The organism is Halospina sp. K52047b, assembly GCF_008709855.1.
GTDB lineage: Bacteria > Pseudomonadota > Gammaproteobacteria > Pseudomonadales > Oleiphilaceae > Halospina > Halospina utahensis_B.
In genome coordinates, this window is record NZ_VYJH01000001.1 from 343,197 (window position 1) to 354,888 (window position 11,692).

The 11,692-nt window shown below is 62.9% G+C and carries 10 protein-coding genes; 9 read left to right on the forward strand and 1 reads right to left on the reverse strand.

The genetic code is table 11. From position 1 onward, the window contains the following. The first annotated feature begins 8 nt into the window (after positions 1–8). From pcaH to F3089_RS01725, 3 genes are read left to right on the forward strand one after another with little or no spacing between them, the layout of a single operon-like run. On the forward strand, positions 9–731 hold the full coding sequence (gene pcaH, locus F3089_RS01715) for a protocatechuate 3,4-dioxygenase subunit beta (protein ID WP_192497244.1): 723 nt from the start codon (positions 9–11) through the stop codon (positions 729–731). A gap of 14 nt (positions 732–745) precedes the next feature. Continuing rightward, positions 746–1,381, forward strand: a complete 636-nt coding sequence (pcaG, locus tag F3089_RS01720) for a protocatechuate 3,4-dioxygenase subunit alpha (RefSeq protein ID WP_151439118.1) — start codon at positions 746–748, stop codon at positions 1,379–1,381. Between the two features lie 16 nt (positions 1,382–1,397). Beyond that, complete coding sequence (locus tag F3089_RS01725) at positions 1,398–3,365, forward strand: FUSC family protein (protein WP_192497245.1); 1,968 nt, start codon at positions 1,398–1,400, stop codon at positions 3,363–3,365. Here F3089_RS01725 and F3089_RS01730 read toward each other — a convergent pair. Continuing rightward, entirely contained in the window at positions 3,360–5,072 is a 1,713-nt protein-coding gene (locus F3089_RS01730; protein ID WP_151439120.1) for a sigma-54-dependent Fis family transcriptional regulator, read from the reverse strand. The two genes, F3089_RS01725 and F3089_RS01730, sit on opposite strands and share 6 nt — an antisense overlap. Positions 5,073–5,380: 308 nt before the next feature. Here F3089_RS01730 and F3089_RS01735 point away from each other — a divergent pair, with 308 nt between their 5' ends. From F3089_RS01735 to F3089_RS01760, 6 genes are all read left to right on the forward strand, one after another. After that, positions 5,381–5,758 carry a c-type cytochrome gene (locus tag F3089_RS01735; RefSeq protein ID WP_225741642.1) on the forward strand — a complete coding sequence of 126 codons (378 nt, stop codon included), beginning with the start codon at positions 5,381–5,383 and terminating at the stop codon, positions 5,756–5,758. A gap of 4 nt (positions 5,759–5,762) precedes the next feature. Continuing rightward, positions 5,763–6,302 (forward strand): twin-arginine translocation signal domain-containing protein, encoded by a 540-nt coding sequence (locus F3089_RS01740; protein WP_192497246.1) that lies wholly within the window; start codon positions 5,763–5,765, stop codon positions 6,300–6,302. A gap of 28 nt (positions 6,303–6,330) precedes the next feature. After that, positions 6,331–7,878, forward strand: a complete 1,548-nt coding sequence (locus F3089_RS01745) for an FAD-binding oxidoreductase (protein ID WP_151439122.1) — start codon at positions 6,331–6,333, stop codon at positions 7,876–7,878. Between the two features lie 21 nt (positions 7,879–7,899). After that, positions 7,900–9,366 (forward strand): aldehyde dehydrogenase family protein, encoded by a 1,467-nt coding sequence (locus F3089_RS01750; protein WP_151439123.1) that lies wholly within the window; start codon positions 7,900–7,902, stop codon positions 9,364–9,366. A 72-nt stretch (positions 9,367–9,438) separates the two neighbouring features. After that, positions 9,439–10,365 (forward strand): SphA family protein, encoded by a 927-nt coding sequence (locus tag F3089_RS01755; RefSeq protein ID WP_151439124.1) that lies wholly within the window; start codon positions 9,439–9,441, stop codon positions 10,363–10,365. A gap of 74 nt (positions 10,366–10,439) precedes the next feature. Next, the gene (locus F3089_RS01760) at positions 10,440–11,528 is read left to right on the forward strand and encodes an NAD(P)-dependent alcohol dehydrogenase (RefSeq protein ID WP_151439125.1); all 1,089 of its coding nucleotides are present in this window, start codon (positions 10,440–10,442) and stop codon (positions 11,526–11,528) included. The last annotated feature ends 164 nt before the right edge of the window (positions 11,529–11,692 follow it).

An 11,692-nucleotide genomic window follows, 5' to 3' on the forward strand; every position in this document is an offset into this window, starting at 1 on the left:
TGATGACAATGCACGATGAGAAAACGCGCTTTGTGGAGCGCGACCGCAACTGGCACCCGCCGGCCTACGCACCCGGGTACAAGACCTCGGTGGCGCGGTCCCCCCAGCAGTCGCTGGTCAGTATGCAGAGCCCGAGTGTTTCCGAGATCGGCGGCCCGGATTTCAGCGGGCTGCGCATGGGCCGCTACGACAATGATCTGCTCCTGAACTTCACCCAGGGCCAGGCGCTGCCGGTGGGTGAGCGCATCATCATGTTCGGCCGCGTGATCGACCAGTTCGGCAAGCCTGTACCCAATACACTGGTTGAGATGTGGCAGGCGAACGCCGGCGGCCGCTACCGGCATCGCAATGACAACTATCTGGCACCGCTGGATCCGAACTTCGGCGGTGTGGGCCGGACCCTGACGGATGAGCAGGGCTGGTACCGCTTCCGCACCATCAAGCCTGGGCCCTATCCCTGGCCGAACGATCCCAACAGCTGGCGTCCGGCGCATATCCATGTCTCCGTAATGGGGCCGTCCATTTCGACCCGGCTGATCACGCAGATGTACTTCGAGGGCGATCCCCTGATCCCCCGCTGCCCGATCATCAACACGGTCAACGATCCGGACGCGGTTGAGACCATGATCGGACGCCTGGATATGGCGCACAGCAAGCCCATGGACTGCCTGGCCTACCGGTTTGATCTGGTGGTGCGGGGTAGACTTCAGACCTATTTTGAGAATCAGTGAGGGAGGGGAAACGCATGCAACAGCCCAACACCCAGTCCACCAGCGAGCTGATTCTGCGGGAGACGGCGTCACAGACCGCGGGTCCCTATGTCCACATCGGCCTTGCCCCATCCGTGGCCGGGCTCCCCGCCCGCGATGAGGAGATCTGGAACCGCATGGCCGGGCCGGAGGCTGAAGGCGAGCCGATTGAAGTCGTGGGCACCGTCATCGACGGCAATGGCGATCTGGTGCGCGATGCGCTGATCGAGGCCTGGCAGGCGGATGCGAAAGGGGTCTATCAGCCGTTCTTCGATCTGCGCAACGCCTTCAACAGCTTCGGACGCACGGCGACCACCTTTGAGGGCAGCAGTGAATGGTCCCTCCAGACCATCAAGCCCGGGCCGGTCGCCCATGCCAGTGGTCAGCCCATGGCACCGCACATCAACCTGTCCATCTTCGCGCGTGGCGTTAACGTGCACCTGCAGACGCGCCTCTACTTCGATGACGAGACGGACGCCAACGCGCACTGTCCGGTCCTGAGCCGGATTGAATCCCCGACACGGCGCCAGACGCTGATCGCCTCGCGGGAAGCGGGTGATGGCGATCGGGTACGCTACCGTTTTGATATCCGTTTGCAGGGTGATGGAGAAACCGTTTTCTTCGACTTCTGATGGTGGCCGATACAGCATGACCAGCCCACGGAGCCTGCCGGACTGGTTTGCCGGCAAGGGATTTGACGTTGAGCGTCTGCGGTTCGGTCTGCAGACTGCACTCACCGCCTGCCTTGCTCTGGCCCTGGCCTGGATCCTGGGGCTGGAGCATCCCCAGTGGTCCGCCATGACGGTATGGGCCGCCTCCCAGCCCCTGCGCCAGCAGCTGATAGCCAAGAGCCTCTACCGGATGCTCGGAACGGTGATTGGCACGGGCGTGGGGCTGGTGCTGCTGATGGCCGCCGGCGATCACCTGATCTGGCTGGTGGTGGGTCTTTCCCTGTGGGTGGGCCTCTGCGCCGCCGTCGGCAATGCCCTCTACAGCCTGCTCTCCTACGCAACCCTGCTTTCCGGCTATTCGGCCGCAATGGTTGCGCTGCTGGGGATGTCCGCCTCCATGAGTGTCACAGAGCTGGGCATCGACCGGCTCCTGACCGTTCTGCTCGGCGTTGTAATGGCCATGCTGGTGGGGCTGGTGTTCACGCCCAAGGCCTCCAGCAGTGAACTGATCATGCGCGGCCGGCGCCTGACCTCCGGGGTCCTGCATCAGCTCGTTGCCCGCCTGGACGGCATCTATGACGACGAACCCCGGGATCCGAACAAACTGGCGGTCGGGATCGCCTCCCTTGAGGTGAAGCTGGAAACCGTGGCAATCGGCCTCCGGAAAGCCTCGCATTCGGCGCGCTCCCAGCGGGCCATTCTCTCGGCGCTGATCGCGATTCTTCTGTGGCTCAGACGCGGTCGTCTGTCGCGCCTGCCGGGTCCGCAGACCCGGGATGCCGTGCGTGAGGCGGCGGTCGCCATGGACCGCGGGGCGCCACCGGCTGAAGTGGCGGCGGCGGTCCAGCGCGCCAGTGACCTTGCTACGGACACCACGCCGGCTCTGGCCGACGCACTGGGCCGGCTCGCCCATGCGCTCAGGGAGCGCCAGTATTTCCGGGATACTGGCCGGATCCGCCTGGAGAATGACCGGCGCCACATCATCCGCCACCGCGACTGGATCCATGTGCGCCAGGTGATGCTGCGCACCACCGGTGTGCTTCTGATTGTGGGTCTGTGCTGGATTGCCTCGGGGTGGTCCGCGGGCGCCTATGTGATGCTGGGGACCTCGGTCAAGGTGACCCTGTTTTCGACCTTCGAGAACCCTGCCTGGATCATGCGGCGCATCTTCGCCTGGCAGTCGGTGGGTGGCACTTGCGCGGTAGTGCTGCAGGCACTGGTCTGGCCGCTGGCGGGGTACGAGTGGGTCCTGGTTCTGTCGATGCTGCCGTTCATCCTGTTAACGGTGATCCCATTCTCCCATCGCAGGACCCAGAGTGGATCCATGGATGTGGTGATGATCTTCCTGCTGCTGTCCCAGCCGGATCTGCCGCTGACCGCGACCTTCGCGGAGTCCCTGACCAAGGCACTGGCGGTTGTGGCCGGGCCATTGCTCGCGCTTCTGGCATTCCGCACGATCTACCCGACAGACGCACGCCGTCGACAGCAGCAGCTGCACCGGATGATGACCCGCGAACTGGTGGCGCTCGCGGGTAAGGACAGCCGGGAGGGATTGCGCTTCTGGCAGGCCCGCTTCTATCACCGGGTCATGCGCCTGCTGTACTGGGCCCACCTGCGTGGCTTACCCACCCACCAGTTCCTGGATGGCAGTCTCGCCGCCCTGATCCTGGGGCAGGCTCTTCAGGCACTGCAGCAGTATCGGCTGAGTGCGGATGTGGACCCTGGGACTGCCAGGCGTGTGGAGGCGGTGTTGCGCCGGGTAGGGGATCTGCAGACCCATCCGCGGCAGGCGGCAAGGGCGCTTGAGCGCCTGGCGGATACGCTGGAGCGGCGCCAGCACCTGGAGCTGGCCCGGCTGACGCGCCACGCGGCACGGGAGCTCCAGCGCCATCAGGCCTTCTTCGTCAGTGAGGCGGACCCGGCGGAGGCGTTGCCTGCCTCATGAACGAATCCCGTATTTCTTAAGCCGGTAGGCATAGGCTGCCCGGGTCATCCCCAGGCGCCGGGCCGCTGCCGTGACGTTGCCGTTGGCTTCGGCGTGCGCGGTCTCAATGAGTTTCTGTTCCACCTCTTCCAGCGTCATGCCGGCGTCGAGCAGGGGCTGGATACGCTCTTCCGCGGTTGGCTCGGGTGTTGCAGTGCTGTCACCGCCGGTCAGCATGCCGGCGTTATCCAGTCCCTGTGCGTGGTCCCGTTCGACCGTGGGAACACGGTAGGCTCCGAACAGGGTCTTCTCGGTGATGTGCTTGGAGTCGGCGGTGAGTATGACCCCCCGCTCGATGGTGTTCTTCAGCTCGCGGACATTACCGGGCCAGTGGTACTGCTGCATGGTTGAGCGGGCCTGGTCCGAGAATCCCTGGGTGCGGCGCTGGTAATGCTGTTCGGCCTGCTGGAGGAAGTGCTGTGCCAATGGCAGGATGTCGTCCACCCGCTCGCGCAGTGGGGGCACTGTGACGGTGAAGGCATTGAGCCGGTAGAACAGGTCCTCCCGGAACTGGCCCTGGGCGACACGATCGGGCAGGTCGGTATGCGTGGCCGCAACAATGCGCACATTCACGTCGCGCACGCTCTCGCCGCCCACCCGTTCAATCTGGTGTTCCTGCAGCGTGCGCAGCAGAGCGGCCTGGGCACGCGGTGGGAGTTCCGCGAGCTCATCCAGGAACAGGGTGCCACCGTTGGCCCGCTCAAACCGCCCCATGCGTGACTGGTTCGCGCCCGTGAAGGCGCCCTTCTCGACACCGAAAAGCTCGGACTCGATCAGCTCCGGCGGTATGGCGGCACAGTTCATGGCCACAAAGGGGCCATCTGCCCGCGGGCTGTGGTCGTGCAGGCGCCGGGCCAGGATCTCCTTGCCGGTGCCGGTCTCGCCAAGCAGCAGTACCGGCACCTCGGAGGGTGCCGCACTGTCGAGCATGGACAGCATCTCACGGAAGGCTGGAGCGGTGCCGATCGGGCCCCAGCTCTCCTGGTCATGGCTGCGCGCCAGGTTGCTTTCCAGGGTCGCGATCCGGTCCTGGAGTTCATAGAGCTCGTCGATCAGAGGGGCTTCGCGCAGCATATCCGCGAATGCCTGGTAGTCGGACCACTCCCCGGCGAGGCGGCCCACGATGTGGCATTCATCGTGACCACAGGCCCGGCAGGCAACCTCCCGGTACTGGACTTCCCGCCCCAGAAGCTGGGTGGCGTAGCCCGAGGCATAGCCCAGCAGTGTCCAGCAGGCCGGCTCGTCCTGGATGCCCCGCTGGCGCGCGGCATCCGCCTCGAAGGAGCCTTCCCAGATGAACTCGCTGTAGAAACGGTCGTTGGCCAGATCCAGCTCGAGGTTGACCGGTACCGCCTTGACGTGCCCCTTGAGCGCATGCAGCTGCGGCCCCGCGAAGAACTGTTCCTCCAGACTCAGTGTCTGCCCCCTGAGGGACTCACTCAGTTCCGCGTCCATGCTCCCGGAGTAATAGCCGAGGCGCATGAACAGCCCCTTCGCGCGCTCCACGCCCAGTGTCTTGATCAGTTCATTACGGAAGAAACTGGATGCCGCAACCGGCATGACCAGCATGCGCTGCTCGCCCAGCCAGACCTGGCCCTGCTCGGGAAGAAAGCGCAGGGCATCCATCAGGTCCCGGGCACTGGGATAGTCGGAGGATGAGAGACGCATAGAACTCCGGTGCGTTGGTGAAGTGTGAAAGCCTACCACGGCGCTGCTGATAACAGGGATTTGATCATTTCGTTAAGTGTTGATCATATCATTGATCATGACAACGAACATGTGTTCGTAAAGCGTACCATAATAGGGTGAGGTCATAGCCAAGTTACCGCACAACGGACTGTTTCAGTTTTGTGGCATGGAGGTTGTATTCCCCTCAGGGGATGCGCAGTGCCTGCCTTCCGGAGCGTTCAGGCCGGTGCCGCACTGCGTGGACAAGCCGATCACATGCCCCTGGCGAAATGACGGGTGACAACGCTATGAAGAACACAACAACCGCACCACTGCGATCCATTTCCAGGATGAGGCCGCTACGCCTTGCCCTGATCAGCGGCGCCGCGCTCACCGCGGTGTTCTCAGCAACCGCTGCCATGGCTTCCGAGCCGCGCGAGCCGGCCGAGGTTTACGACCAGGTCTGTGCTCACTGCCATGACCCTGCCATGGGAGTCGGTCCGGTCATCACCCAGAAGGTACCCAAGTCATCAAGGGAAGAGCGCGCCTCCTTTATCCGGACCATGGTGCGCCATGGCAATGCCGCCATGCCCGCCTTCCGCAAGTCCGAAATCAGCGATCCGGAGCTGAAGGCGCTTGCCGAGGCACTGGCACGCGGTGAGTTCGCGCAACAGGATGGGGAGTAGAGCCATGACCATGACGCGCAGACAGCTTCTCCGCAATGGTGCTGCACTGGGAGCCGCCGTGCCGGTGTCACTGAGCACTGGCTGGGTTGGGCAGGCCATGGCGGAGGGCCTGGCAATCAACGGTGAGATCCGGGTTTTTGGCAGTGACCGCTCCAGCTCGGAGCTGGCCCGCGGGCTCCGTGGCGCCGGCTGGCGGCCCGTGGAAGCGGGGCGCTTTGACCCGCTGGTGCTGGCGGATCTGCCCAGGGGAACTCTGGCTGCCGGCTTTACCGACGAGGCGGGAATGGCTCTGCTGACCAGCCAGCTGGTGGGTCGCGGTCGGATTCTGGCGCTTGGTCGTCACGGCGCGGACGGTCACCAGTTGGTGAGCCAGCGCGGGGCCGTTGTCGACAGCCTCGCACAGGCGGACAGCAGCTGGCAGACGGCGCTGGGCCGCGAATACGCCCGCCTGGCGCAGAACCCGCCATCCGGACGCCGGGACCATAACCTCCGCGAAGCCGGCACAGCGGGTACCCGCGAACTGAGTTTTCTGGTCCGGGTCTGAGCCCAATCACAATAAAGAGAGATGAACCATGAGTACGCAGCGAATTCTTCCCAAAGGCGTATCCGAGGCGGACTTTGACAGGGCCCTGGCAGGCCTGCGCGAGGCCCTGGGCGCTGACAATGTCCTGACCGAAAGCGATGCACTGGCCCCCTACACCAAGATCATGATGGCAGGCGCGGACGAGGACTACATCCCGTCAGCGGCCGTGATGCCGGGCACCACCGAGGAAGTGCAGGAAATCGCCCGCCTCTGCAACGAGTACACCATTCCCATCTGGACGATTGGCACGGGCAAGAACCTCGGCTATGGTTCTGCCGCACCAGGCGAGACCGGCCAGGTCATTCTTGATATGAAGCGGATGAACCGGATCATTGATGTGGATCCGGAAGTCTGCACCGCCCTGATCGAGCCGGGCGTCACCTACCAGCAGCTTTACGACTACATCCAGGAGAAGGGCTACCGCCTGATGCTGGATCCGCCGGCGCCGTCAGCGATCGCCGGCCCCGTGGGCAACACCCTGGACCGGGGGGTGGGCTACACCCCCTATGGTGACCACTTCATGTTCCAGTGCGGCATGGAGGTGGTGCTTGCCAATGGCGAGAAGGTCCGCACCGGTATGGGCGGAATCGAGAACTCCAGCTCCTGGCAGGTGTTCAAGTGGGGTTATGGCCCCTACATCGATGGGCTGTTCACCCAGTCCAACTACGGCATCGTCACCAAGATGGGTCTCTGGCTCATGCCTGAGCCGCCGGCGTACCGGCCGTTCGTGATCCAGTACCCGGATCTCGAAGACCTGGACGAAATCGTTGAAACCCTGCGCCCGCTGCGTATCTCCCAGATCATTCCGAACGCTGTGGTGATTGTACATACCCTATGGGATGCGGGTACCCACGTTGAGCGCAAGAACTACTACACCGGTGATGGCTCCATCTCCCGCGAGGCGCTTGAAGCGATCAAGCAGGATGAGGGCATCGGTGAGTGGAACGTCTATGCCGCGCTCTACGGCACACCGGAGCAGATCGAGGTCAACTGGAAGATTGTCGAGCAGGCCTTTGGCAAGAGCGGCAAGGCCAAGATCATGTACGGCGAGGAGGCCGAGCAGCGCGGCGGTGGCTTCCGTTACCGCTCAGAGCTGATGAAGGGCGAGATGAACCTGGAAGAGTTCGGCCTCTACAACTGGCGTGGTGGCGGTGGTTCCATGTGGTTCGCGCCGGTGTCCCAGGCCAAGGGCAGCGAAACGGCCGACCAGACCCAGTTGGCTCTGTCGATTCTGGACAAGTACGGGTTTGACTATGTGGCTGAGTACATCGTTGGCTGGCGGGAGATGCACCACGTCATCGACCTGCTCTACAACCGCCAGGACCCGGAGGAGACCCAGCGGGCGCATGACTGCTTCTCTGAGCTCATCGATGAGTTCTCCAAGCGCGGCTACGGCCTCTATCGGACCAACACCGAGTTCATGGAGAAAGTAGCTGGCACCTTCGGTGAGCCACTGCGTGAAGTACACAAAACGCTGAAGAACGCACTGGATCCGAAGGGGATTCTGTCGCCTGGTAAGTCGGGGATCCGGCAGTAACCCCAGCTGAGGAGGGTAATGATGAGTAATACCTATACGGGTTTCGAACGCCAGTTCATCGCCGGCGAGTGGTCTGAGGGCAGCAGTCAGCGCAGCGTCGAGGTGAACAACCCTTACAGTGGCGACACACTGCTGTCGATCGGGCTGGCTGATCGCGCCGATCTGGATAGAGCCTTCAGTGCTGCCGAGAAGGCACAGGTGGAGTGGGCTGCGCGCGGCCCCTCCGAACGCAGCGCCGTGCTCAAGCGGGCGGTGGAGATCTTTGATGAACGCCAGGAGGAGATCATTGACTGGCTGATCCGCGAGTCCGGCAGCACACGCCTCAAGGCCACCATCGAGTGGAGTTCCGCCCGTGGCATCACCCAGGAGGCAGCCGGTATGCCGTTCCGTGTCCACGGGACCACCCAGCCATCGGATATTCCCGGTAAGGAGAACCGGGTGTATCGCGGGCCACTGGGCGTGGTGGGCGTCATAAGCCCCTGGAACTTTCCGCTCCACCTTTCCCAGCGTTCAATCGCGCCAGCGCTTGCCCTTGGTAACGCGGTGGTCGTGAAGCCGGCGGGTGATACACCGGTCACCGGTGGGCTGTTGATCGGCAAGATCCTTGAGGAAGCCGGCGTTCCCGCTGGTGTGTTCAATGTGGTGGTCGGTGCCGGCAGCGAAATCGGTGATGCCTTTGTTGAGCACCGGGTCCCCCGATTGATTTCATTCACTGGCTCCACGGAAGTGGGCCGGGGCATCGGCCGCGCCGCCAGCGGCGGTCAGTTCATCAAGAATGTGGCGCTGGAACTGGGCGGCAACAGCCCCTTCGTCGTTCTGGACGACGCGGATGTGGACCAGGCCGTCAGTGCTGCGGTCACCGGCAAGTTCCTTCACCAGGGCCAGATCTGCATGGCCATCAACCGCATCATTGTCGACCAGAGCGTCTATGACGACTTTGTCGAGCGGTTTGTCGCCAAAGTGAAAACGCTGCAGGTGGGTGATCCCGGTGACATTGCTACCGCGGTGGGTCCGGTGATCAATCCGAAGCAGCGCGAGGGTCTTGAAGAGAAGATCGCCACCGCCCGGAAGGAGGGTGCGACCGTGCTTCTCGATGGCGAGATCCATGGCCAGCTGGTGCCACCGCATGTTTTCGGTGACGTGACACCGGACATGGACATCAGTCGGGAGGAGATCTTCGGTCCCCTGGTCGGGATCCAGAAAGCACGTGATGAGGCCCATGCGCTGGAGCTTGCCAATGATACTGAGTACGGCCTTTCCAGCGCGGTATTCAGTGGTGACCTTGAGCGCGGCGTACGGTTTGCTCAGGGCATCCAGGCGGGTATGACTCACGTCAATGACATGCCGGTCAACGACGAGCCCCATGTGCCTTTTGGTGGCGAGAAGAACTCCGGGCTGGGTCGCTTCAACGGTGACTGGGCCATTGATGAGTTCACCACCGACCACTGGATCAGCGTCCAGCACACACCCCGCGACTATCCGTTCTGAATTTTCCTCTGAGACGTACCGGCGCCTCCCGGGCGCCGGATTCATCAGGCTGAACAAAAGAGACAACAGGCCATGAAAAAGACTACAGCAATCTGCCTCGCCGCACTTGGCGCCACCACCGCAATGCCCGCCGCAGCACTGAACGGGCACTACCCACTGGGCATCGAGGGGCTGGGCGCGACCGCTACACCACCCGAGGGGCTGTATTACCGCGGTTACCTGTTCCATTACGACATTGATGAGTTCAAAACCACCTCCGGCGATGCCGCGCCCGGTAGTAACACCGGCTCCGTTACGGCTCTGGCACACCGGTTCATCTGGATGACGGATGTGGATGTACTCGGGGCTGATTACGGCATGGAGGCGATTATTCCCATGCTGGATAACGAGTTTGAGCTTGATGTGGCCGGCGGTAATACCTTTGACGATGACGGGGTGGGGGATATCTTCCTCGGGCCTGTCATCCTCGGCTGGCACGGCAAGCAGTGGGACGCCACCTTCGCGGCCGGGCAGTGGTTTGATACCGCTGATTTCGATCAGAACAACCCAGCCTCGGTCGGCAAGGGCTATCAGACCACCATGATCACCCTGGGTGGCATGTGGCATTTTGATGAGGCCAAGCGCTGGAACTTCTCGGCGCTGTCTCGCTACGAGGCCAAAGGCGAGCAGGAGGATACCGGCATTACGCCCGGCGACAGCTGGCTTGTCGAATGGGGCTTCGGGCATCGTCTCAGTAACGGCGTTGAACTGGGCCTGGTGGGTTACAACGCCTGGCAGCTGGAGTCCGACGATGATGCCGTGGCTATGGATGGTAGCCCCATTACGGAAAAGGCCGGGCGGCATGCCGTGGGCGCCGAGATTGGCTACGGCTGGCGCTCCCTGGGGCTGAACCTGAAGGGTGCCTATTACCATGAATACGATGCCAGTGCGGGCGGTGTGAAAGGTGGGCTGGAAAGCCAGGGTGATACCCTGAGGCTGCAACTGACCAAGGCGCTGTAAGCACTGGACCCATGGGGCGGACCAGTGGCCCGCCCCGGTTCCCGCAATGGGATTACTGGAATGAGGAGCTACTGATGCAGATTCAGGCTGCTGTAACAACGGGTCAGGGCGAGGACTTCGCGCTCGACACAGTGGAGCTGGCGGAGCCCGCCCTGGGTGAGATCCGGGTCCGGATCGTGGCCACGGGTGTCTGCCACACCGACGCCGTGGCGCGTGATCTCGGCATTTCCCCGTATCCGATAGTCTTGGGCCACGAAGGGGCCGGGGTGGTTGATGCGGTCGGGGAGGGCGTGACCGATCTTGAGGTCGGGGATCACGTTGCTCTGTCGTTTGCGCACTGTGGCCAGTGTGGGCGCTGCCTCACAGGTCATCCCACGGTGTGCTCGACCTTCAATGAGCTCAATTTCGGCGGTGCCATGGATGATGGCAGTCACCGGCTGCACAAGGACGGTGAAGCGATCTCAACCTTTTTCGGGCAGTCCTCGTTTGCCACCCACTCCGTGGTGAGTGCGCACAACGCGGTGAAGGTGGATAAGGATGTGGACCTGGCCCTTCTCGGCCCTCTGGGCTGTGGCATCCAGACCGGTGCGGGCACGGTGCTCAACCGTCTCAAGCCGGAGTTTGGGACCAGCTTTGTGGTCTATGGCTGCGGTGCGGTTGGCCTGAGCGCAGTCATGGCCGCGGCCATTGCCGGGTGTCACCACATCATTGCCGTTGATGTTCACGACAGCCGTCTTGAACTGGCTCGTGAGCTGGGCGCGACCCACGTGCTTAATGGTGGAAAGGACGACGTGGTTGAGGCGATCCGCGGGATCACCGGCGGCGGCAGTGAGTACGCTGTTGAGACCACCGGAGTGCCGGCCGTGGTCCGCCAGTCGCTCCAGGCCCTGCGTCCGCTCGGGGTATCAGCGATCGTGGGTGTCACGCCGGACGTGACGCTGAATGTGCACGAGGACCTGATGGCCGAGGGCAAGTCCATGATCGGCGTGATCGAGGGGGATTCGGTGCCCCGGGTCTTCATCCCGCAGCTGGTGGATTATTACCGGGACGGCCGCTTTCCGTTCGATAAGCTGGTCCGTTTCTACAGCTTCAGTGAGATCAGCCAGGCGTTTGAGGACTCGAAGAACGGGACTACGGTCAAGCCGATCCTCCGACTGGAGTGAGTCGGGCCCGGATCATGAAGATTGTCGTATTGGGGTCTACCCTGTGAACAGAACCCTCAGTTCTCATGGATAGTCCTCATGCGGCTCGCCCCTCTGGTTCTTGGTCTGGTACTGGTAGCGGCTTCCTGCTCTGCGAGGAGCGGTGATTCCGCTACTGACAGGGT